Origin of the sequence: Cellvibrio japonicus Ueda107 (assembly GCF_000019225.1) — a bacterium.
GTDB lineage: Bacteria > Pseudomonadota > Gammaproteobacteria > Pseudomonadales > Cellvibrionaceae > Cellvibrio > Cellvibrio japonicus.
On sequence record NC_010995.1, the window covers coordinates 3,523,065 to 3,549,862 of the forward strand.

Here is a 26,798-nt window from a genome sequence, read left to right on the forward strand (position 1 = left end):
TCACTCTGTCGCAACCACATCAATTTTTTGCTTCTGCTGCGCTGATTTCCAGAAGCGCCGCAGGTGCTTGTCAATTTTTGCAGGATGAGTCAACACCATAAAATGACCTGCCTGGGGAATTTCCAGATAGGTTGCCTCCGCAATACATTCACATAGCTCTTTGGCATATTGTGGCAATAGAACTTTGTCATCACTGCCGTTCATAACCAAGACTGGTGCATTAATCCGGCGCCGGCGTTTGTGATCAAAATCTCGAATGATCTGCGCATAGTGCATTAACACTTCCGTGTTGTAAGTACCGACCAGAAGATCATGATCAGCTTTTAACACGGGATGTACCTTGGTACTGCCATTAAGCTCCAGGTCGAGAATTTCCTGGATGTGCGTATGATCGTTGTAGTAGTCATCATCGAACATGGAAATAGTGCCAGTGCCGATCAGGGTGAGCGATTGCACGCGTGCTGCAAAACGCTCAGCAATACTTTGCCCAATCAACCCACCCATTGACCACCCTACGAGATGACAAGGATGTGTTATTTTCTTGCTATCCAAAGCAGTGATAATGGCATCAGCCACCTTGTCCAGTGAAAAACCCTCCGCCATGAAATCACTTTTCCCAAAACCGGGATAATGACAACACACCACTTGGAAATGTTTTGCCCATTGTTCAAACTGGTTATGCCAAACCACTGCCAGAGTATTCAATGGTGAGAGCAGCAGAATGGTCTCCTTGCCTTTGCCTGCACAAACCAACTCCAGAATTCCTGCCGAAGTTTTTAGCGCTTCAATACTTATTTTGTCAGCGGGCAAAACACTCCGCAAACGATTGGAATCAAAGTATTGCGACAAAGGCTGGCCCACAGGTGATTCGGCAATACGCTCAGGAACCTGAAACAATTTATCGATTTGCGTTTTCCCCTTGAGCTGTTTTTGATGACGCAACTCATCCGCCAACTTTTCATCTGCGTTGTAGCGAGAAAATTTTTCCTGGTCATGCTGTAATTTTTGTTCAGGAATTTCACCCTTCAGCAGTTCACTGATGTAAAGACTTAACTGCGCAGTATTGGGATAGTTTAAGAGTGCTATGGCGCTGAGTTTCAAATTGAATGTCCGATTCAATTTCTCCTGCAACTCAACCGCTTTAAGGGAGTCCAGCCCCAAATCCATAAAATAGGTATGGTCATCAATTGCCGCGGGGACCTGGTGCAACATCTTCGCGATTTGCTGTTTGATGATATTGCTGATTTCCATATCTGATTCAACGATGAAAACTGGATTTACTGGCTCCACCGCTTGTGTCTCCATCCTTATTGGTTCGTCAAGGACTGGACGCCCTAATAAAAATGACTTATCAGTGTGTGCAACAAAAATTTCCTGCCCTTCATCCTCATCAAATAACACATTGGCGCAATCAAAATTCGCCAGACTGGAAAGCCAGGACGCGCGATCAAGCAATGGAGAAAATGGTACGCGCAACTCCTCATCGTCGTACTGCCACCAACCATCCAGCAAACCAAATGTGAGTGTCAGGAAAGTTTGCGGACGAGTAAGCTCATTGATCAAAACAGTCCCACCCTGTTCACCCAACAACCCCCTGACATTTTGCAATGTATTGTGCATGGAATGAGTTGCGTGCAACACGTTACTGGCAATAACAATATCTGCCTGTTGCGGCGAATTAGCAAACCTGGTCAGATTTTCGATATCCAGCAACGCTGTTTTCAGAAACGGATACTGGCCACTGAAATTTTCTTCAGCATATTGCAAAAACGCCGGAGAGATGTCCGTATGAAAATACTCGACAACGTCACCATGGGGTACCAATGCATTTAAAAGATGGCGAGTAGTGCCGCCGGTACCTGCACCTATCTCAATAATGCGCAACTTTTTATCCTGCGCCATATCTTTGCGCAGCTCACTCACATAAAGTGCTAAAAAACTTGCCATGTTTTCATTGGCACGAACAGCAATCGAATTGTTGGTGTAAATGTTTTCAACCAATTTGAAAGAGCTTTCCGCGAACAATACTTCTGTCGCCAGTTTTTCACCTTTCATGCACTGCGGCAACGAGGCCACACATTGCGCCATTAATGTTACATGTGGCTCCAGCGCGGGGAATTGCACAATGACATCTTCACCAACCCCATCCAGATGATTAGGTATAACCGTATCCCAATCTGCCTGAACATCCGGATTAAGCTTATATTTTCCTTTACTTATGGAAAGCACCGAATTCTCTCGCAACAGGTTGAGCAGCGCCAGCAACAACTTTTCATATTTTGGCAATATTTGCAATGCATTGCGCAGCGCTGACAAAGCCAGTGGATTTTTTTCCAGCAACTGAAACAAACCAAGGTTACGCAACGCATAAAGTGCGTGGCGATAGGCAATACTTTCAAGCGCCAGCTGTGCTGCCTGCTCAGCTTTCCTATCCGGTTTCTCACTGCATTCCTTTTGCAATTCTATGATTTTTTTATGGGTGCTATTGACCAATTCGCTCCGCGAATGCGTCGCGAGTGGCTTAAACCAGTAGCTACGACGGACAAAATTGTGCCCCGGCAAATCAATCAACGGGATTTTTTGGGCGCCGTACATTAATGACCAATCAATCGCCAGTCCCTGCACCCAAAGCTGGGCCAAATGATTAAGATTAGGTGTTCCCTGAATATAATTTTGCATTAATGCGGAGAGCTGCCCATCACCATTAAAAATAGTGGTAAGCGCAGTGGGATTTACTTCACCTTGCCAAACATGGTGCAATTTTTCACCGGCACATATCGATTCCAATTTTTGGAGTAAATCGCCCATATCATTAGCCAGGAATGCAATGCGCGAATCCATTGGCTCCCGGGCAGTTTGCAAGGTATAAGCAATCTTTATTAATTGTTCGGGAGCCAAGGCATGATGCTGCAACCAATGGTGAAGGTCACGGCACTTCTCCGTGAGCTGCACGGCATTTTTGGCCGAGAGCACCATAAGCTGTGGTCCGGTCGTTTGATGCGGTGAAGCATCGATTCCGTTATCAAACTCCTCCACAACTATATGGGCGAAGGTGCCACCAAAACCGAAGCTATTGACTCCTGCCCGACGCCGGTGGCCGCGTTCGGGCCAGGGTATACTTTGCCCGTTGATATACAGTGGGCTATTGGCGAGTTTGATGTAGGGGTTCAATCCGTTGAACGCCGGCATAGCGGGAATGGTTTTATGCTTCATTGACAGCAGAACCTTGATTAACCCGGCGATACCCGCCGCCCCCTCCAGGTGACCAATGTGCGCTTTCGCAGAACCAATCGCACAGAAGGATGTACCCGTCGTAAATTGTTTAAAGGCTTTTTCAGTGGCCTGGAATTCAATGGGATCACCCAATGCGGTACCGGTGCCGTGGGCTTCGATGTAGTCAATGGTGGAGGGATCGATTTGAGCCTGCTGCCAGGCACTTACAATAACCTCCTGTTCACCTTTCACATTTGGTGCAGTAACGGAAGATGCGTAACCACCATGTTTAATCGCACTACTTTTGATCACGCCGTAAATACGGTCACCATCGCGAAGCGCACTGTCAAGGGGTTTTAACAGCACCGAGGCTATCCCCTCACCGGGAATATAACCATCGGCTTGCTCATCAAAGCTGTGACAACGTCCCGTGCGTCCCAAGGCACCAATGCGGCAAAAATATTGGTAATGTCCGGGGGTGAGTAATAAATTCGCACCGGACACAAATGCCTGTTCACACTCGCGCCGCTGCAGGGCCTGACAGGCAAGGTGTAAGGCCACCAGGGATGATGAGCACGCGGTATCCACCGTCAGACTGGGGCCACGCAAATCGTAAAAATAAGACTGCCGATTCGCCAACATGGTAGGCGAGTTACCGATGCCATCGTAAACCTCAATGGGTTTTCCCTGAGCCAGCATTTCCGCTTGGTAGTCGTAAAAACAACATCCGACGAAAACACCTGTGTTGCTGCCGCGGATCCTGGTAGCGTAACCGGCATCCTCCGCTGTCAGGTAGGTTACTTGCAATAACTTGCGTAACTGTGGGTCCATCACCTCTGCTTCACGCAAGCCAATATTGAAAAATTCCGCATCGAATTTATCCACATCGCGGATAAAGCTGCCCCACGTGCAATAGATGCCATTATCCTTTTCACCTGTTTCGTCAAACCAGGGACGATAATCAAAACGGCTGCGGGGAATTTCCGCCATCAAATTCGTGCCCTGATGGAGATGTTGCCAGAACTCGTGGACATTATCCGATTCAGCGAATACACCCGCCATACCAATCACGGCAATTTCCTCATAGGCTGCGCTCGCCATGTTTGTTTTGCCTTGGGTTACCGGTTGGGGAGCGACAGGAGTTTCAATCATTATCGACTCGACTCTCTTTTCCTCCACGGAGTCCGTAATAATGCCAGCAGCAAAATAATTGCTCAGTGCTTGCCCGTGTTCAGCCAGCAAAAATTGCGTCAGCTCCTGGATATTTTGATACTCGAAAAACGTAGTGGGATAGAGCTCGATTCCCAAAGCCGATTCCAATGTGGTCGCTACACCGACTAGCGTTGCCGAATCAAATCCCAATTCCATAAAATTGCGATCATCAGGCAAATCCCCGGTGGAATTCGGGTGGGCCGCCTTGAGTACATCCACTACAAATTGTTTGACCAGTGAATCCAGGTTAGTTATGTTTCTTACCAAATTTTGGTGACTTGCCGCTACAGGCCCACGCGCGGATGGCTGCGGTTGTTGGTGTAGAGTACTTTGCATTTGCGCAGTCTGAATACTGTTGAGCAGGGTTTGTACATCGCGTACATATTTGCAGGTAAACCCTTTTACATCGACAAACACCTGTCCTTCCGCATTACATAGAGTGAAGTCACATTTAACAATTTCATCGCCTTCCTGGGTGATAGATGCGCGACAGATGATGTTGTCATCCGGCGGCGCAACCCAGGTTATGGATTCAATAAAAAAGGGAATAAAGGCTTTTTTCTCCGGCCCCAATAAATAAGGGCTTAATGCGCACAACATAGCACCGTCAAGCAGCGCAGGGTGGCAATGGTAATGCCGCAACTCATCCAGGGCACTGCGTTTCAGAGAAAGGTGCGCAATGGATTGGTCGCGGTAATGGGCAATCTGGTCAATGCTGAACAAGGCATCGCCATAAACAATCTGGTCCAGCTGTGCGTAGATGTCAGCTCCCTGCCACTCCTGCTGTGCAACATCACCGGCTCCGGGCAATTGGATGCTGTAGGGATGGTTCTTACCCAGCTTGATATCACCGCTGGCGGTGGCAGCCCATGGCGATGATTGCGCAGAAAACTGCGCGATGAACTGCAAGCGCTCCATAGCTTGCAGCATGATGCGAGTGGATACTTGTGTTGCGGGAGCAATCCGTACCGGATTGATAAAACGCACATACCCCAGGCCACCCAGCATATCCGCTGGAAACACCTTCAAAAACGCATTTATTGCCAAACTGCAGTGAGTCACTCCCAGGAGCAATCTTTCACCGAACACACGGTGATCACGCACATAGGGCTCATCAAATGAAAAGGTTTCCTGCAAGGCGATATACTCGCGCTGATCCTGCAAATGAGTTTGAAATTGTTCAATCGCTAACATCGCACTGCTTTCTGCGAGAAATTGGCTTTCCACCAATTTAAAAATATCCTTGATCATGACTGGTGTTCCTCAAAAATTTTCAGGGCATCTGCAACAGGTATTTCTGTGCGTTTCAATTGGTTCAGCAACCGGGCTATCAATTCCCGGTTGCCAGCGGGAGATGTCACTGTCCCCGGGTGAATATCCTCACCCAACCAATAGGACCGGGTATTGAAACGGGTAGCCGGGTATGCAGTTTTTCGTGCACGGTAATTGCCGGGCGCCTCTTCGATAGCTAAGTGAACATTGGTTCCACCAAAGCCGAAAGACGAAATGCCTGCGCGACGGATTCCCTCAAGCGGTATCCAGTCACGCAATTGCGTATTTGGATAAAACGGTGAGTTTTCAAAATGAAAGCGGGGATGTGGTTCAGTACAGTGCAATGTCGGTGGGATTTTTTTATGTTTTAGCGCTTCCAACACTTTGATGACGCTGGCGATACCTGCTGCCGTCATCGCGTGACCGATATTGGACTTCACCGAGCCGATGGCGCACCGCCCAATGCCAGCGGTATAGCGTCGGAACACCTCGGTTGCGGCCTTAATTTCAATAGGATCCCCCAATAGCGTCCCCGTGCCATGGCATTCCAGGTAGCTCAGGGTATCCGGTGTGATCCGGGCATTTTCGTAGGCTTGGGCCAGCACTGCTTTTTGTGCATCCAGGTTCGGCGTGGTAAGGCCCATGGTTTTACCATCGTTATTGATCGCCGAACCCAGGATGATGCCGTGGATGTTGTCGCCATCGCGCAGCGCGTCCTCATAGCGTTTCAACAGAACCAACCCGGCCGCCTCACCCAGCACAAAGCCATTTGCTTTGCGATCAAACACGTGGCAATGCGGCCCGTCGGACAACACCCCAGCCTGTGAAAAAGACACATGCAAATATTCATCAAGGACTAAACACACACCACCGGCAATGGCGTAAAGGGATTCGCCAGCCAACAAACTCTGACAAGCCTCATGCAGTGCAACGAGGGATGACGAACACGCGGTATCAATAGTTTGAACCACACCGCGAAAATCGTAGAAATCCGCAATTCGCCCACCGATCATGTTGGTCAATGAATGCACGAGGATAGATTTTTCACCTTCAGGGGGGATGTTGTTGCGGTATTTTTGCAGGTAATGATTTTCTTTAGCCCCCAGGAATAAACTTACATTGCATCCGCGCAATTCGTCAGCGGTGTAACCCGCACTGTCTAGCAAATGTTGTGTTTGCATTAACATCAAACGCTGTTGCGGGTCCATCATTTGCGCGTCCAGTTTTCCAATACCAAAAAACTCCGCGTCAAATTGGTCAATACCCTCCAAAAAACTGCCATATTTTGAATAGGACTTTTTAGGGATAGCTTTGCCCGGTGCATACCAATCCTGGATATGCCAACGATGGGAAGGAATCTCCGTTACCAGATTTTTTCCAGTAGCCAGGTTGTGCCAGAAATCGGTTGGATTTTCACTCTGGGCGAACTTCCCGGTATAACCCACAATGGCAATTTTATGGCTGGGATCACCGCTGGTTTTCGAACGCGCGCGGATGAACGGTTCGGGAGTTGACGGGTTTTCCGATGAAGGCGTTGGCGCAGCGTTATTGGCCGGCATTTCCGCAGCAAGCTGCCGGTCTCTTGAAAACTGCTGGATTGTTTCAGCGCCTGCGTGGTGAGTGAGGAAATACCCGGCAACGGCTGCAATGCTGCGATGTTGGATAAACAGGTTGGGATCCAGTGTGAGTCTCAATTCCTTTTCGAAACGCGCCAGTAGATTGATCATTTGAATGGAGTCAACACCGTACTCCGCCAAATCCAACTGTTCCTCCAGATCACTTTCGGGGAGTTTTAATTCATCGGCGAGTGTGGTTTTAACATATGCCGTCAATCCTTCTGCAGCGCTGGACACAGCAACAAAGACAGCGGCCGGTGCTGACATTGTTGCACCCGTTATTCCCGACGCAGCTGCCGCCTTGTGCTCGCGGATGTTTAAAATTTCCAGCGCCTTGGTACCGCGGCGTTTGAAATTTGCCACTTGCGCCAACCCCAGCGCCAGGCTTTGTTGCAGCGCCTGGATACCCTCCTCATTGGTAATGGGAATAAAACCGGTTTTATCGAGTATCCAGCGCTCCATAGCCGGATCTAACTGCATGCCACCTTCCCGCCACAGGGGCCAATTAATACTGAGGCTGAGTCCATGGCGTTCACCACGCACTACTTGTGCCTGGCGTGCATGGGCGAATGCATCGAGGTAAGCATTGGCGGCGGCATAATCGCTTTGGCCAATATTGCCGTTTACCGCCGTCAATGACGAGAACACGATAAAATAGTCCAGCGGTACACGGCCAATTATCTGATCAAGGGCAATCACACTATCAATTTTTGCCGCGAATACCGGCTTTACCTTATCCAGGGATTTGCTCACCATTACCGAGTCATTGAGTGTTCCCGCGCTGTGAATAATACCGGTCAATGCACCAAAGCAAGCCTGAATCTGGCTGAAGGTATTGTGCACCTGGTTGCGATCACTGGTATCGCAGGCGAGGTATTGCAGGGTTACACCATTACGCTGTGCCAACTCATGCCATTGCGCCAACGTGGCGTTGATTTGAGCGGATGCCGGTGATCGCCCGCTCAACACCAGGGTGACATCGCGTGTTGTGAGCATCGCCTTCACCAGTGCCTGGCCAATACCGCCCAAGGCACCGGTGATCCAATAAACGCCTCCTGCCCGCACCAGCACCGGTGTGGCTCCCTGGGCTTGTGCCATCGATGAGTCCAGAAGCTGCCATATCCGTGCTTGCCAGGCTCCATTCGCATAGCAATTACATTCAACCGCATCGTTGGCGGATGAAAGCCAGCGTATAACCTGTGAAGGGGAGTAATGTGCAATGGGGTCGCGTAAATACAATATCCTTCCGCGAATTTTCGGGTATTCCAGGGTCGCGGTTTTCAATAAACCCGCCAGCATGGCGTAACCGGGTTCAGGGTTCGGCGCAAGGATAATGTAGTCAGTAGCGGCCAGTTTTTGCGCCATGTGATTTTTGAGTACATCAAAAACTCGCGCATAGTGGCTGAATACTGTCTGGGGATCGCCGTGCATCGCAGGCAAGATGATAACTTGCTCGCCCATGGCAGTAAGCTTCGGTGCCAATTCCCCACAGGCTTCGGCGACCAGGATAATGCGTGCAGGGGTATTTGAATTATCGGATAGGGGTTCTGCTAAATCGATCCATTCGGGTGCCGCGAATTCAACCCTTACTTCTGCCATGGCTTTGGGTGACGCCTCCACCGATTTTTGTCGTGGTGACGCATGTGCAACAGGCATGTTTGCCATTTGACGCAGTGTGAAACGCGCTATATCAACCAAAAGGTTGCCCTGCTCATCCATCATCTGGATGTCAAAGGACATCATATTGTGTTGTGGCGCCGGTACCGGTGAAACAATGACCCGGGCTTTGGGCGTTAACGGGCGATGTAGTGTCAGTGCCTGAATGCTAAAAGGATAAAAACCCCGCTTATCCAGGTTTTCCATCTCGCAGAAAACCAGCGCAAGCGTGGATTGGAACGCGGCATCAACCAGCGCCGGGTGTAACACATAATCGGTAAAACCGGATTCCAGATGTGCAGGTAATTGGATTTCTGCAATGGCTCGCTCCGGGGTCACACGCGCCGAGGTCACACAGCGGAATGCGGCCCCGTATGCAAACTGGTGCCGTTCAAACACGCGGTAGAACGCATGGGCATCGATGATTTTGCCTATCGATAAGTCAGCGGTAAGGGTTAATGCGGTGGATGCCACAGCACCTTCCTGCCATAGCCCCTGGCAATAGACGCTTGCCGCAGACTCGTGACTGGCGATTTTGAACTTCACCCCATCCGCCTGGGGTTGCAGCGTAATACTCATCCGGCTGGTACCTTGGGATAGCGCCAGCGGTTGTAATAGCAGCAAGTTTTTGAGGACCGTAACATTCAGGCCTGCCAGCCGTATTGCCTCCGCGCTCACTTCAATAAAACCGGCGGCAGGAAAAATCGACTGTCCACCGACCTGGTGGTCTGCCAATATCCAAGCGCGGCTATCCACTGCCGTTTCATAACAGGGCTGGTGCAGTGTTGAACGGTTCAGGGTAATCATTGGCGCGAGGCCAGGCTGGTGCTTAACAGTGCCAGGTTGGACATAACCCAGGGTGTCGAACCAGCAATAGCGTTTTTCGAAGGGATAGGCAGGCAAGGCAACACGCTGCGGCCGGCGGGAATACAGGGCGTTCCAATCGACACGCTGCCCATCCAGCCATGCTTGCGCCATGGACTTGCAGGCTGTTGCCTGTTTATCGTCCTCACTGCTCCCTTGTAATCGAACCAGAAGTGAGGATTGGTTTTTGTCCTGTGTGTATTCGCTGAGGGCATCCAGCAGGGCATTCCGGCTATCCACCACTAACGCGATCCGCTGGCGCTGGGTAATACGACCCACTTGCAGACTGAACGCCAGATTGGTGAGCGAGTATTGAGCGGATGCGGCGGGCACTTCCGATAACGGTGATATAGCACCGGCCTCACTTAGATCCTGGCTTAGGGAGAAAGCGCTGCAGGACTTCAGGAATGTGGCCTTGGGAAGGTCTCGTCCCAGTGCCAGCGACAAGCGTTCACAAAGTAACAGCCGCTGGGTTTTATCCAGGGCATATTCCTCCAACGGCTCATGGGCATCCAGATCAGCCACCTGCACACTCAGAAGGTCAGCTGCCGTTTGCATGACTTGTTCAAGCAGTGCGGATGAACAGGGAGGCATCTGGTACGAGGTTGCAGCAGTTTGGCCACTACCGGCCCACCGGTTGCGCAGGAAATCGGCGAGGCGCGCGGCTAATTGCCGCAATTGGGTTGGCGTGCGCGCCGACAGCGGGATCACACAGGCGGCAGAATCGTCATTCTGTGCGATGGACTGGATATATTCCTTGACCACCACACAACTGTTGCTCCCACCAGCACCAAAGGAATTGATGGTCGCAATTCGGGCTTCCCCCTCGGCTATCTCCCAGCTTTTGTTGGTTTGTACCACGTCAATGGGCAGGCGCGAGAAATCAATATTGGTATTGAGCGTTGACGAATGCAGGGATGGCACCAGTGCGCGGTGCTGCATTTGCAATAGGACTTTGGTCAGTCCGGCGACACCGGCTGCCGACTCGCAATGGCCGATGTTGGATTTCACTGACCCCACTGCCAATGGTGCACCAGTGCGCTGGCCAAATACCCGTTGCAGTGCTTCCATTTCAATCGGGTCGCCCAAGGCTGTCCCGGTGCCATGGGCCTCCACATAACTGACGTCCTCGGCCGCTATTCCCGCTTGAGCCAGGGCTTGGCTAATCACAGCCTGCTGGGCCAGCGGGCTGGGTACGGTATATCCGGCGGTATGGCCACCATGATTGGTGGCAACGGCCTGTATCACCCCATAAATATGGTCACCATCGCGCTCTGCCTGGGCGAGTGGTTTTAACAGCACACAGCCGACACCTTCTGCTGGCACATAACCATCACCACCATCACCAAAGGCGCGACAGCGGCCATCGCTGGACAAGAAGTGACTGGATGAGAGCAGCTGATACTTATTGGGATGCAGCGACAGGTTCACCCCCCCCACCAGCGCTGTATTGCAACGACCGGAGAGGATCATGTCACAGGCGACCTGCAACGCCGTCGAAGAGGATGAACACATGGTGTCCAGCGCCAGGCTGGGTCCGGTAAAGCCGAACAGGTAAGACACGCGATTGGCGATGGATGCCGGGGAGCCGGAAAGGGCCATAGGGTTGCCCAATAAGGTTTGCTCAGCGCCATACAGGGGATATTCCTGGTACATGACCCCCACCATCACCCCCACCTGCCCCAATTGGTTGAGTTGTTCCGGGGTATAGGCGGCATCCTCCAGGGTTTCCCAGGCAGTCTGTAAAAACAACCGCTCCTGGGGATCCATGCCTGCAGCCTCTTTGGGTGAGATGTTGAACAGTAAGGAATCAAACTGATCCACATCTGCCAAAAAGCCGCCCCAACCTGGAAGGTCCGGTGATTTATCCACATTGCCGGATGTTGCCCAACGCTCCCTGGGAACCGGCGTAATGCAATCCACGCCCTTGGCAAGGTTGTTCCAGAAAGTCGCCAGCGAATCGGCTTTGGGATAACGACCGCCCAAGCCAATCACAGCAATTTCATAGGCGCCCTTCGGGACAGCCACAGAAGAACCCGACAATGGGAATTGACGCAGGCTGGTATCCGGGAAAGATAAGGGTGAGGGAGATAAACCCATCTGTTCCGATGCCGCAGCCTCCCTGGGGGCAAGGCGGGCAAAGAAATCGGGATATTGGTCAAAGAAATGCTGGCTAATTCGGGCAATGGTTTCGAATTCAAAGAACAAGGTCTTGGGTAATGGGCCGAACTGTTGCTCCAAAGCAGCGGTTAACTCCATCATGACTACCGAGTCCACCCCGTGGTGTTCCCAGTTGGCCTGGATATCCAGTTTTTCGGGCGCGATTTTCAGGGTACTCGCCACCAGCTGGCGAAAATACGCGCGCGCAGCCAGGCTGGTATCGCCGCCCTCGCCAGAGGTAGCGACAGCGATTGGCGCGGAATTGCCAGATAGTTGCAGTTGTGGCCGCGGGTCTGGCAGCACTGCTACTGAAAATCCCTCAATGCGGGCGAGGCAAATAGCGTCCTGGTCAAGCAACTCGATCTGGAATTCAGGGGCACCAGGCACCTCCTGCTTGCGCCCATATATCCACTTGGCCCGGGTCAGATCCCCATTCACCTTTAGTGCCCGGATAGTTGCGGGCAGGTAAAGTGAAGAGTCATCCAGTAACAGCCCCATGGTATGTAACGCACAGTCGAGCACATAGCCTTCGCTGTGGTGGTCAGGCGCCTGCAGCTCCGCCAGTATTGCCTCTTTGTTCAGGCTTACCTGACGAAGGAGCTGGAAGTGGGGACCGTAATTCACATCGCGCGCAACGAACCGGCGATAGCAATCATCGCCCGGTAAATGGGTCGCGGCGTCAAGTCGGGGTAAGCTTGTCAGCACTTGCGATTGAGCCTGTATTTTAGGCCGCTGTTCAAGGAAGCCTTGCACACAGCGCCGCAGGTCACCGTCAAGCAGCGAGAACCCCAGGCGCTGGGATGAGCTGGCAGTGAGTTCCAGTCGTAACGATATGCCTTCGGGTTGAGCAATAATCGGTCGCAGGAAGGTTATTTGGTGAATATTAAAGGCAACATCACCCGATGTAGCCTCCAGCGCAAGTGCAGCTCCTTCGCACGCAATCTGCACAGCAAAAGTACCCGGCAAGAGAGCCTGCCCGCGAATCCGGTGCTGCTGGAAGAATGGTTCATTGCAGGTGAAGTCGCAGCGGTAGGCAATACCGCGCAGGGTTGACACATTGTGCGTCACCAGGGAACCCGTTAATTCCGATGTGGGTACAACCCTGGTACTCCTCTGATACCAATGACGTTCTTTAGCGAACACATAACCCGGTAAATGGATGCTCCGCCCTGGTCGGCTTGGGTAGGCCCAGGACAGCGACCCGCCCTGCAGCCAGCCTTGGGCCAAATCCCAAAGTGGGGATAGTTGTGCATCCTGGTTGGCCGCTTGCGGGCTGTCCGACAGGGAAAAGGTTTGCAGTATCCGCAACAAGTCATGCTTGCGTTGCACAAGGCCCACCCAGCGTTGCGGGAAAGTCTCCCGCCCCTCTTGCAAGCTATGCGCAATATCGGCAAGGGACGCCGCTTCGCCCTCCCGGGTATGAACCAGCCATTTGGATAGACGCTGGGCATAGGCACGCAGTTGCTCCCCGCTATGTGCCGACAAGGGCACGGCAAACCAATGGCCGTTTCCAAGGGCCGGGGCACTTGGTCGAACTGGCGCCTCCTCCAGGATGAGGTGAGCGTTAGCGCCTCCGGCGCCAAATGAACTAATACCGGCACGCAAACGCCCCTCGGTGTGCCATTCACGCAGTTCCTGATTAATTTCGAAGGGCGTTTGTTCCAGGTGCAACTCGGGATTCAGAGTAGTGCTATGCAGTGATGGCACCAGTGTCCGGTATCGCATCTGCAGCAAGACTTTAGCCAGGGCTGCCATACCCGCTGCCGATTCAAGGTGGCCGATATTGGACTTCACTGAACCCAGTACTATCGCCCGCCCATTGGCAGGCACCCCCAGACCTTCGGCCAGCCCGCGGATTTCAATAGGATCCCCCAAAGCCGTGCCTGTGCCATGGGCCTCGATATAGCTCAGACTGTCTGGTGCCACACCAGCAGCAGCAACGGCCTGCTGTATTACCTTCGCCTGGGCACTCGGGTTGGGCACTGTGTACCCCTGGGTTTTACCGCCGTGGTTACAGCTTGACCCCAGGATTACACCGTGAATAGGGTCGCCGTCCGCCAATGCGCGGCCAAGGGGTTTGAGCAGGACGGCCCCCGCCCCTTCACCGGGTACATAACCATCGCCACCACGACCAAAACTGCGGCAGCGCCCGTCAGTGGAGGCAAACATACCCTGGGCCATCTGGATGTATTTATTCACATGGATGGACAGGTTGACGCCACCCGCCATGGCCAGTTGGCATTCACCGGCACGCAGGCTCTGGCACGCCAGGTGCACAGCGGTCAGGGAGGAGGAACACATGGTGTCCAGGGCAATACTGGGACCAGTAACATCGAGGAAATAGGAAACCCGATTGGCAATCGATGCGTGGGAAGCACCAAGGCTGCGCTCCACCCCGCCATCACCGGTGGCGCCAAGTAATTGGTATTCGCTCCACATAGCGCCAACAAAAACGCCCACTTGTCCGTCGTAACAACTGCGCAACCTGGCCCGTGTGTGCGCAGCATCCTCAAGTGTCTCCCAGGCCACTTCCAGGAATAATCGCTCCTGGGGATCCATCAGTTCCGCCTCCCGAGGCGAGAGCTGGAAAAAACCCGGGTCAAACTGGTCAACACCGTCCAGGAATCCACCCCATTTTGCATAGGTTTTTCCAGGGCGATGCCTGGCTGTATCGAAGTACCCGGAATGATCCCATCGCTCTCCGGGAATTTCGCGGATGCTATCCCGACCACTCTTCAGGTTTTGCCAGAAGGTCTCCAGGTCAGGCGCGTCGGGGTAGCGCCCACTCACGCCAATAATGGCGATAGCCTGATCCCTATCCTTATCCGGGATGGCGTTACGGTGACTGGAAGGCGGCGCATGAGCGTCTAGCGGTGGTAGCGTTACTCCGGCCTTGCCAGGGAAATGCCGGGACAAATACTGCGTAAGCGATGCCAGCGACCCATGCTCATATAACAAGGTTTTTGGCAAAGGCCCAAAGCGGGACTCCAGCTTGCGGGTAATATCAATGGTAAGGATTGAATCGAGGTGGAAACGCTCCCAGGGGCCAGTCAAGTCAATCTCATGTTCGGGAATATGCAAAACCGAGGCGAAGACAGCGGTTAAATAAGATTCCAGCGCCGGCTGACGGGCCTCGTGGGTAACAGTGAGCGGCGCAGCCGGTGTTGCCGTTTGGTTTACATGGGCGAGGAAGCGCGCGGCATTGCCTCGAAATACCAACGCCTGGGGGGCATCCCATTGCGCAATCAAACGGAATAAGGTGCTAACCCCCTCGTCCACCTCCAGCAGCCCTATGCCCGTTTCATCAAATAATCGTGCACCGTCATCGGGTGCAAGCCCAAGTCCGGTGGACCAGCCGCCCCAATTGACCGACAGGCTTTTGCCGTGGCGCTGTCCCTTGGCAACACGCTCGAAGCGTTGCTCCATGTAGCCATCCAGGAGGGCATTGGCGAAGGCATAATCGCACTGCCCTGCATTTCCCATCACCGCAGCCAATGAGGAAAACGCCACAAAAAAGCGCAAAGGATCCTGCTGGCTCAGCTCATCCAGGTTGCGACACCCCTGGAATTTCGGCAGCAACACATCCTGCAAATGGGCTTCAGGTTTATGCAACAGCAATCCATCGCGCAGCACCGCCGCACTGTGGATGATGCCCTCGATTGAACCGAACTTGCGACGAATTTCCTCCAGGGTCGTGTTCACCGCGACACGGTCAGCAACATCGCATTGGTAATACACCAGGGAGCCGCGTGCCGCTGGCGATAGGGACACGGGTATTGGCGGTCGCTCCGAGCGCCCCAGCAAAATACAAGTAACTGGATAATCCTGGCACAGGCGGCCAGCCACCGCGGCACCCAAACCACCGGCACCGCCACTGATAATGACAGCCGCGCCCGGTGTGAATGATAGGTCGGGATCGGCGTCAATCAGCGCCGGAGACAACTCAATATGGCTGGCCTGCCACCCCTCATGCTGGCTCCGCACCTGGGTGACAGGGGAATCGCCTGCAGCAAGCTCCCGGTTGATATCTGCGATCAGTAACGCCGTATTAGCGGCGGGTTTGGCTTCCAGATAGCGCCACAGGATGCGGTAGTCTTCTTTGTAAACTGATCGAAATAGCGCCACCCGCGCGGCGGCGAAGGGATCGGGACGGAGCTGGAGAAAGAGGTTTTGTTGTGGCCGGATACCCGCGCCCATGGAAACTTCACGCAGCGCGTGTACCAGGCGCTCAAAGGCGGCCATAGGCTCCGCATCGCCGGCCTCGACAAAATCGTTAGTGATAATCCAGGACTGGATATCGCGGCCGCTTATTTCGGCTGCCAGGCTGCGCCAATGGTCTGCCGAGCCGGGGTCCAGTTCATAGCAGCCACGCTTGACTATTCGCCAATGCGCACCGGGCCGGACATGGATCACCGGCCTACCGGTAGCCGCTTCGAAGTCCGCTATCCAACCGGCGTCCGGTGCGCAGATCAGGCAAGGGCCCTGCGCTGCAATCACACGCTCAACGGAGGGATGTTCACGCCAGGTTTTACATAGCAGGTGAAGCCCCTGCGCCGTGCCAGGCGGGAGTACAATGCCAGGTTGAGAAACGGCGTGCACACTGAGCCCGATAACCTCGACCAGGCAGTTGCCCATCTTGTCCAGTAGCTGAAAGTCCAGTAAGTAACCATTTCCTTGCTGGCGAAAACCAAAACCGTAGGCATAGAAAGTGGCGGGCAAGCCATTATGGACGACCAGGCGCTCAATGCCCCTGGGGCGCAAATTACCCGGATCCTGCCGTCCCATAAAAAATCCACACAACGACTGCAAGGCCGCATCAAACAAACCGGGATGAAGGGTAAATGCAGGAGCATCAACGGCAAGCTGTATTTCACCCAGGACAAAATCGGCTCCCCGGTGCAACTTGCGTAACCCCTGGAACTGTTGACCATAGGCAATGCCTCGCTGCGCAAACCAGGCATTGCACACATCGCTGCTAAATGTTTCCAGTGTTTGGGATTTGAGCGAGTCCAGGCTGGTCAATGCCGGTGGTGCAGCGGCTACTTCGTTCATGCCCAGGGTAAACAGGGTAGCGCCGCCATCTGCCATTGCGCGGGTGATTTTCAGGCGTACGCCGGCAGGCTCCTGCTGCCCCGATAATGCCAACTCAACCGCACCGCTGGGTGGTGCGACCAGAAGCTGATGCCAACCTAGAGCAGATAACTCAATTGGCCGGCCCATTCCGCTCATACCAGCCGCTTCAATCGCCATTTCCACCAAGGCGCTGCCAGCCAGGCATTCCCGGTTGTTCAGGCAATGATCGTTAAACACACTGGCACTACGGGGTATCCGGATCTGGAAATCCCAATGGCTGTCTTTCCGCGCCAGCATGCGCCATTCGCGATGCCTGGTTTCCGTGCGGAACCAGATGTGACGACGCTGGAATGGATAGTTAGGCAAGGTGTATTCACCACGCAAAGCCTGGGCATCCCACAACGGCTGAAGCTGGCGCCAGTGGATATTCTGGCCACCGAGGTAAAACGCGCGGAGGTTATTCACTATGGCAACGCTGCCAGCCTCTCCCTCTGCCGGGCCAACCGCCAGGATAACGCCAGGGACAGTGCCAGATTTGCTGTCGAGCCGCAGGCTGGCTTTACGCAGCCAGAAATCCGGCTGTGACAGTAACTTATCGACCGGTTGCAACTGGCTATTAACAAGGACTGTGGCTGCCGGCTCCACCCGTAACCCCGCAGGCGTTTCGCCCTGTTCAAATGCCAGGGCCGTGGCGATATCCACCATCCCGGCCACAACAGCGCCCAGAGAAGCCAATTCCTCATCCAGGAGTTGGTATCCGTCCGGCTGTACGCCGAGGGATAACCACAAGTGGGCGTAGGCATAAGTCAAAACCCACTCAGTCACTGGCGACCGATCAGCGCCGCGACCGGTCACCCGCTTACGCAATGCGCTCGCCGCCCCGGGAGGCAATAGTGCTTCACAGCGCTCAATAGCCGCGCGAAATGCCGGCACAGCGTGGAATAGCGTCGACTCTAGCTCTGGAGACAACACCGGGCGCTGCAAACGCAGTAAAAATGTTTCCCGACGCGCAGTCATTCCCGCAGATTGGCTCCATACCTCTTTTGCCCTGTGCAACTGGTGAGTGAGATCGGCGAAAGAGCCCGGGATCAAACACAGCCGATAAGCAAAGTGCTCGCGCTCGGTAACAACCCGGGCGCAAAACTGGCTGAGGGGGAGGGTCACAGGCCCCTGTAAATACGCGAGATAGCGGTCGATGAGTACCGCCATGGCCGCAGGTGTGCGTGCAGCTATGGCAAACAGGGGAGGAAAAGGCTCTGCAAGTTCGCTGTGGCGGCGGCTCGCCTTGCGCAGTCGATGCAGATCCGGGGCGTTCTCCAATATCACATGGGCGTTGGTGCCGGAAAAACCAAATGCACTCACCGCCGCAAATCTGCTGCCGGCGTCCCCCGTCCAGGGTCGGGACCGGGTCGGGACTTCAAGGGGCAGGTTCGCCCAGTCGATTTTCTGGTTGGCGCGGGAAAAATTCCGTTGCGGAGGAATAATGCCCTGTTGTAATACCAGCGCCGCCTTGATAAAACCGGCGATTCCCGCTGCCGCTTCCAAATGGCCGATATTGGCTTTCACCGAGCCCAGAAACAGCGGGTTCCCCGGCTGGCGGCTGGCACCGTAAACGGCACCCAGTGCACCGACTTCGATGGGATCCCCAATGGCGGTACCGGTTCCATGCGCTTCCACGTAGCTCACATCGTCCGGCGCGAGCCTGGCCTGGGTTAACGCGGCCCTGATGACACGCTGCTGGGCCGGACCGTTGGGCACGGATAAGCTGCTCGTGGCGCCGTCCTGATTGACCGCGGATCCGCGGATAACCGCGATAATATCGTCCTCGTCAGCAATGGCGTCAGCCAGGCGCTTCAATACGACCAGCCCACAACCCTCGCCACGGCCAAACCCGTTGGCGGCTTCGTCAAACGTTTTGCACTGGCCATCGGGAGCCAACATATGGGCTTTGCAATAACTGATGGAGAACTCCGGCGCCATCAAATAGTGGACACCGCCCGCTAACGCCAAATTGCACTCACCGGCACGCAGGCTCTGGCAGGCCAAATGCACACTCACCAATGAAGAAGCACATGCGGCATCTACAGCGAGGGCAGGCCCCTGGAAACCGTAAAAATACGACAATCTGCCAGCCCCCACGCTATGAAATGCGTTGATGCCGCTATAGGCATCCAATGTGTCATGGGCTTGGGATAGAAGTTTTAGTGGAAAATCGTGGGTAAACGCGCCCAGGAACACACCGGTCTGCGACCCGCGCAACTCGTTGGCGGGATAGCCGGCATTTTCCAGCGCTTCCCAACTGACCTCCAGCAACAGCCGGTGCTGCGGATCAAGGCTTAAACATTCGCGCTGCGAAATGTTGAAAAAATCAGCATCAAACTGCGCCGCACTCTCTACAAAACCACCGTGGCGACAATACATCTTGCCCGCGGCGTCCTTGTCGTCATCGTGATGTTCAGCCAGATCCCACCGGTCTTTTGGAACCTCCCCAATGCCGCTGCCACCGCGCAGGATCAGCTCCCAGTAATCAGCGGGCGTACTGGCTCCGCCAGGGAAACGACAACCAATACCGACCAGGGCAATGGGTTCACTCATGCCTGGCCCGGGATTTTTTCGCGCCAATGTAGCGCCGTAAGCAAGCTTCAGGGCAGATGAGCGGGAGGACTTGGACTTCATACATCGGTTTCCATCGAAGTTGGCTGTAACAAGGCGCGGTAAAGCTCGTCGTCACTCATGCTGTCGAGCCGTATAAAGGGATCACATTCTTGATGTTCTATCAGAGGTATTACCGGTGGGAGCTCCGGAGCTGCCGCTATGGTCTGCAACTGTGCGGCGGTAAGTTCCAACAGGTGAGCTAACAAAGCGTCCAGATTGGGATAATCAAATGTAATGGTTGAAGATAATTGGCACTGAAGATCGTTCTGCAGGCGATTGCGCAACTCCACCGAGGTAAGCGAATCCAGGCCCAGGTCAAAAAATCCGGTCCTGGTATCGACCGGTGTACCCGGTGCCATGCCGAGGATATCCACCAACTGTGCCCACAAATGCTGTTGCAGCACCCGGTTGCGGCTCGCGCCACGGGTGCCGGCCAAATCCTGCAGCAAACGTGAAGCTGGACGGGCGGAACCCGGGTTGTTAGCGGGAGACAGGGAACTGTTACGCGGCAACACGCGACCGGGGCTATTGCTAACAGAATGGAAAAAGGCATCGCGCGGAGCCGCCTCTGCAACCCACTTGCTCCAGTCCATCGCCATCACAGGATAGTTACCCTCACAGTCCAGCAAGGCTTCCAGAGCGGCAAAATAGTTTGCATCACCGACAGGTGTAATACCGCGCTTCTGTAAGTAATCCTGTGTTCGCTTATCCAGATTGTCGAACAAGCCTCCGGCGCGCCAGGGGCCCCAGGCGATGCTAAGCGCAGGTAACCCTAAGGATTGCCGATATGTGCAGAAACCGTTCAGGAAACCATTGGCTGCTGCATAGTTGGCAGCGCCGGCAGAACCAATCACCGCCGCCAGCGATGAAAACATCACAAAGCGCTGGATTGGATCCTGCTGTGTAGCGGAGTGAAGGTGGAGAACACCCTGTACCTTGGATTGCAGGCTGCGTTCGAAATGGGTTTCACCCAGCTCTGCCATAGGCGCATCACAGGTTGCCCCGGCGACATGGAAGACACCGGTGATTTCCCCCAGGTCTGTGCGAACCCGCTGGAGCGCGCCTTCCACAGCCACTGCATCGGCAACATCCGCCACATAATGGCGGACATCTGCCGGTTCAGGCCATTTTTCCAGTGCCAGGCTTTCGCTCTGGTGGCGACTTAACAACGCCAACTTGGAGAAGCCCTGCTGCAATAGCCAATGGGCGAGTTTTATGCCCAGGGCACCCGTGCCGCCGGTAATAACTTGTACTCCGTTGCGCGCTGGCGCGACGCCTGTTTCCGGCAGAATAACGACTTTGCCAATGTGCTTCCCCTGCTGCATTTGGCGGAATGCCTGTTCGGTTTGCTGCTGGGAAAACCGGGTCAAGGGTAAAGGGGAATAGCGCCTGGTTTGTATGTGCTGCAGGATGTCCTCTAGCCGCGCCTTTACCAATTCCGGGTGCTGTTCCCAGGTCGCCATCAGGTTGATAAGGTGATAGCGAATATCCGGGCGCTGCGCCTGCATCATCTCCACGGGCCAACCATTCAACCCTATTTCAATAAAGCAGCCACCTTCTCTGATAAGCGGAACGCTGACATCAATAAACTCCCGGCTGAGGGAATTGAATACCAGATCGATACTGGCGGGCGGTATCTGCCTGGCGAACCCGATATCGCGGGAATTAAGGACATGTGCAACGCCCATCTGCTGCAACACGGGAGTCTTATCAGGGCTACAACTGCCGTAAACCTCCGCGCCGATGGCATGGGCAATTTGCACGGCGGCCATACCCACACCACCGGCGGCACCATGGATTAATACGCGTTGGCCCGCACGTAAATTGCCGGCTAGCACCAGCCCTTCGTAGGCCGTCAGAAAGGCTATGGGGATGGTCGCCCCCTCAGCAAAATCCAGTAGCTCCGGTAGATGAACTACCCGGTTAACCGGTACCACAATGCGATGGGCGAGACAGCCAGTACCAAACGCGAGGACGCTATCGCCAGGTTTAAAAGCCGTCACCTGCGAACCGATATTCACTACCACGCCCGTACATTCAAGGCCCCATTCGTGCAGTTGACGGGGGTGCAATCCCAGGGCATCGAACACATCGCGCAAATTCAAGCCGCAGGCTTCAACGCGGATGTCCACATCGTTTGCGCCAAGGCTTTGTGAGGGGCGCATCGCCCATTCCAGGCTGGACAGGTTGCCTCGTTCACGCAAGGTTAATTTCGAATGCCAGACCTGGCGAACATCCCTCAGGAGGCTAAGCCGGGGAACCTGGATCAAACCGGCTTCACACACCAGATGGCATTCATCGCCCAGCAGCCGGGGTTGGGTCAGATAGGGCAGGAGATTTGCCAGGTCCGCTGTGTCGCTCCACGCCATCAGGTAAAGGGCGCAATGGTGATAGGCATCGCGAGCGCTATATAACAACCCGGCCAATGCCTCGACGACAGGATTATTGGCCTGAACCAGTATCACAAAGGGTGATTGCTCTTCAGCGGACAACTGGGCCAACGCATTGATAATCCGGGTGAGCTGGGTCAGGGTTTGCGTGAGTCGCGCGCTGCCATCATCCTCCGGTGACCAAGAGGGCCAGAGATAAACCAGGGGCCTGCTGCTCGGCTGTACCGGGTCATCGGGATTCACAGGAGCAACAGTGACTCCCTGGCGCTGAAGGGCGTCGGTAACAACTTGCCACTGCGGCGTTTGCGGGTCTCCCAGCAGCGCCACATCATCAGTCGTTGCCAGGGGCTTGGCGGGTAAATTGAGCGGCTGCCGTAAAGTGTGATAGATCCCGACTTCCGCAGGTGGAAGGTGCGACTGCCCACGTTTGACAGTCCGCTTCATGATGTATCCCAGCGTCTCCATGACGATATTACCGTCCTGGTCGTAGACCCTTACATCACCTCGCACGGTGGTGTTCCGTTCATCGCTCCCGGGCAATCGGCGGGTGTGTACCCACAAACTCGATTGGCAAGGTGCGCAGAAAGTTGTGCTTTGCTTGCCAAGGGTGACGTACATCTCGTCCTTCCCCACGTCCGGCAATAACATCAATAACAGCTGGAAAGCCGAATCCAAAATGGCGGGATGGAAATAATAATCGCCCAACATCTGCGCTTCTTCTGCCACCATGGATCGAGGCACTGCGATCTGCGCCAGCGCTTCGCCCTCCCCGACCCAAGCCTCACGGACACCCCGGTGATCCGCGCCGTAGTAATATCCCCGCTCATCCAGGGTTTGATAGAAATGTCCCTCATCAAAAGTATGGCGACAGCGCGATTTCACAGACTGGAGTGCAAGGGGCGGCGAATCCCCCCCATCCAGGTTGCGATGGATACTGCCCTCGGCATGCAAGCGCCAATCACCCTCTTGCGCACCAGCCTGACTGTAAATATGGAAGGCCGCAGAATCGTCTGTGAGGTCAGTGAGGGTAAGTTGCATCGTTGCCACCAAACCCTCCTCCAACACAAAGACTTCGTGATAGATGCAATCCTTTAATACAATTTGGGAACTCGCAAATATATCCCTCGCCGCCGCAAACGCAGCCTCTATATAGACTGCACCGGGTGCGACAACCTTGCCCCATACCGGATGGCTGCGCAGGAAGCCAAAACGAGCGAGCGACAAGTCCGCTTCGTAACACACCCCCGTCCAGGCGGGAGACTTTAGGCGTCGCTGCAGGAATGGATGTAATTCCGCGCCCTGTGCTGCTATCAATGGCTTGGAGGTCAGCCACAGCGATTTCCGCTGAAAGCGGTTGGGCGGCAATTGCCAACGAGGCGCAACAGTTGCGCACTCCGGTGCCGCCTCAACAATGATATGGGCGTTGGTGCCACTGAATCCGAATGCACTGATACCCGCCAGGCGGCGCTCCCCGCAGGCTGGCCACTCCGCCAATTCGGTGGGCAGTATGGCTGGGAAATCGGCCCATGGAATCCGTGTATTTTTGGTTGTGCAATGCAGGTTTGCCGGGATTTTACCCCGGGTCAGGCACAGCAGGGTTTTAATAAACCCGGCAATTCCCGATGCGGCCTCTGTGTGTCCGATTGTGCTTTTCAGGGCACCAATCCACAGTGGTTTGTCCGCGCTACGCCCGGCACCGTAAATAGCGCCAAGCGCACCAATTTCAATCGGGTCTCCCAAAGGCGTACCCGTGCCATGGGCTTCAACGTAGTTCACCTCTCCCGCACCCACGCCCGCATTCTGTAATGCCTGTTCAATCAGCTGCCGCTGGGCAGTGCCGTTGGGTGCGGTCAGGTCAAAACTCTGTCCATCCTGATTAATAGCGGAACCGCGGATCACACCCCACACCGGATCGCCATCAGCCAGTGCCTGGTCCAGTAATTTCAACGCGACCACCCCACATCCCTCTGAGCGCACATAACCATTGGCATCATCGGCAAAGGTTTTGCAACGGGCCTCGGGAGACAAGGCGTTTACATGACAGAAATAAATGTAATTTTCCGGTGAGAGTATGATATTCACCCCGCCGGCGAGCGCGAGATCCACCTCACCATGGCGCAGGCTCTGCACCGCTAAATGGAGGGCAACCAGGGACGATGAACAAGCGGTGTCGACCGTAATGTTGGGCCCCTGGAAATCCAGCACATGGGAAATCCGGCCCGAGGCAATACTGGGTGCGGTACCGGTAAAGGAATAGATATCAATATTGTCCGGATTATGGGAATGCAAACTGAAACGGGCGTAATCCTGGGTGCATACCCCGTTGTACACACCGACCCGCTGGCCACGCAGGCCAGCGGGATCACGCCCGGCATTTTCCAGGGCCTCCCAACTCACTTCGAGCAGTAGCCGTTGCTGGGGATCCATCGCCGCAGCTTCTCGCTCGGAAATATTGAAAAAGCCTGCGTCGAACTGGTCGACCCCATCAATAAATCCACCCTGATTGACGTAGATCCTTCCCTTTTTAGCAGGGTATTCACTGAAATATTGCTTATGGTTCCAGCGATGATCGGGGATATCCCCAATACAATCCTTACCGGCTGCCAGGGTGCTCCAGAAGCTTTCCGGGGAGTTGATACTGCCGGGAAAGCGGCAACCGATACCAATGACGGCTATCGGTGCCCGTTGAGCCTGCTGCTGTTGACTCAATGCCTGCTTAAGTTCGCGGATTTTTAACAACGCGCGTTTTTGCTGGTTGTGCGTGTCGTGCCGCCAAGGTTTGTTATCAGTCATTTAATTCTGCTTCCAACAAATCCGAAAGTTGTTCACTGGTTAAGGTATCCAGATCCTGCCACGACGAGGCCTGCCAACCAGGGGCCACTGCGCGAGACGCTGTGTCATGGCTCGGTACTGGGACGGCCTCAAGGTCATCGGATAGCGGCCACTGGCAAATATCCTGATACAGATAATTAGCCATGTCGTTAAGGGTGGGATGGTCGAACACCATGTTGGTGGGTACTGTTGTGTCCATGTCTTTCGATAACACCTTGCAAAAAGACAGGACGATCAGGGAATCCATACCCATTCCACCAACGGGTTGGTCCAGGGGAATAGCATCAACCGAATCGATCTCCAGCAAGTCGGCCACCTTGCCTTGCAAATAACGCAACAGACGTGTCCTGCGCTCCGACAGTGGCGATTGCACTACTTCGTTGAAACCCTGCAGCATTTGCGGGTTATGGGATCGCTCGGTGGGCTTGCCCATGGCGCTAACGGGAGCAGGCGCTTGCTGCGGCACCAATAAGCAACCATCACTTTGCGCCACCAACACCGCTTGCACAGCCTCTGCTTCGCTGTTCAAACCGGGCTGTGTAAACGCGGTAGGCTCCCGGAATCCCGCTACCGAGAGTATTTCTTTCCAGCGCCCAACGGATAGCAAAGGGGTGTGGGGAATGCGCAAGGCGGCATCGCGGGACAACCACCAGGAATCCAGCAAACCAAATGTGAGTGTCCAGATATCACTGCGCGCGGTTAATTCATTAACAACCAACAGCCCACCTGGCTTGATCAGTTGCTTTAGGTTCATCACAGTTGCGTGAATATCACGACACACATGAATGACATTTGTGCCAAATACCATATCAAAGTGTTGCCGTTCATAACCTTGTCCCCGGATATCCTTTTCCATATCCAGGGTAGAGAAGCTCACAAACGGAAACTCAGCGGCGAATTGCTCCCTTGCCAATTGAGTGAAATGGGGGGACACATCGGTAAAAACATAGTCGACCTGCTGAGCAAAAGGCCGCAATGCCTGTAACAGTAAACGCGTAGTGCTACCTGTGCCCGCACCAAACTCCAGGAGGCGGATCACACAGCCATCATCACGATCCGCGCCGTAACGGGTGACAAGTTCACGCACAACGGCATTGAAAAAATCTGAAGCGGGATTATTGCGATAAACCCCCTCAACCAGGGCTATGGATGATTGGGGAAAAAGAACATCTGTCGCCGGTAATGCGTTGCGCAAAACCCTAGCGAATTGCGCTATGGAAGCATCCAGAATCGCAAACCACGTCGCCGTGGAAGGATATGCCTCGACCAGCGCTTGCCTGGCACAAGGATAATCAGCAACCTGGGCGAATGCGTCTACGCAAGCCTGGGTAAATACCAATTCCCTGTCTTTTTCTGTGGCCCATCCCTGTTCAACACATATCGCCGCGATTGCCTCAATCAGAGGAAGGAGCGATTCGCGCAAAGCCTGCTGGCGCATCCAATCATGCGGTTGCCAGCAATGGCCAACACTGAGGGTAACACCCAGCTGATCCAACACGTCCAGCATACGCACACGCGCCAATACATTCACGCGTGTTTGCCAGGGCTCGTTATGACAATCACGCTCATAACCTGCACTAAACTTATCCACTGCCTGGCGCAGTACCTGCATTCCCGGCGACACATCTGCACAGGATGCACGGTGCCAAAGTGCATCCGTTTTTACGCCCAGATGAGCGGCGATCTGCGGTTGGAATTTGATAGGCATCAGCTGCGGGAGCAACTGCCCCAAGCCGGCTTCCACAACATCCATTCCCTCGTGGGTAGTCATGCCCAGGATACCCTGGTGCTCCACCAACTGGCGTATACGTGCCTGGGCGGCGATGCCGGTTTCGCACCAGAACCCCCAGTTGAA

Annotated in this window: 4 protein-coding genes (1 of these 4 only partly in view); all 4 read right to left on the reverse strand. The window is 54.3% G+C overall.

The annotated features are described in order from the left end of the window. Tightly spaced (each overlapping or abutting the next), the 4 genes in view from CJA_RS14430 to CJA_RS18780 form a layout consistent with a single transcriptional unit that may run on beyond the window. Window positions 1–5,676 (reverse strand): L-histidine N(alpha)-methyltransferase, encoded by a 5,676-nt coding sequence (locus CJA_RS14430; RefSeq protein WP_012488579.1) that lies wholly within the window; start codon window positions 5,674–5,676, stop codon window positions 1–3. Beyond that, window positions 5,673–19,742, reverse strand: a complete 14,070-nt coding sequence (locus CJA_RS18770; RefSeq protein WP_012488580.1) for an SDR family NAD(P)-dependent oxidoreductase — start codon at window positions 19,740–19,742, stop codon at window positions 5,673–5,675. The genes CJA_RS14430 and CJA_RS18770 overlap by 4 nt, the downstream gene beginning before the upstream one ends. Next, complete coding sequence (locus tag CJA_RS18775) at window positions 19,739–24,904, reverse strand: SDR family NAD(P)-dependent oxidoreductase (RefSeq protein ID WP_012488581.1); 5,166 nt, start codon at window positions 24,902–24,904, stop codon at window positions 19,739–19,741. Before CJA_RS18775 ends, CJA_RS18770 begins: the two co-directional genes overlap by 4 nt. After that, window positions 24,897–26,798 carry the final stretch of an L-histidine N(alpha)-methyltransferase gene (locus tag CJA_RS18780; RefSeq protein ID WP_012488582.1) on the reverse strand. 4,530 nt of this gene lie beyond the right edge of the window, so only the last 1,902 of its 6,432 coding nucleotides appear in the window; its start codon lies off the right edge, out of view; the stop codon is at window positions 24,897–24,899. Before CJA_RS18780 ends, CJA_RS18775 begins: the two co-directional genes overlap by 8 nt.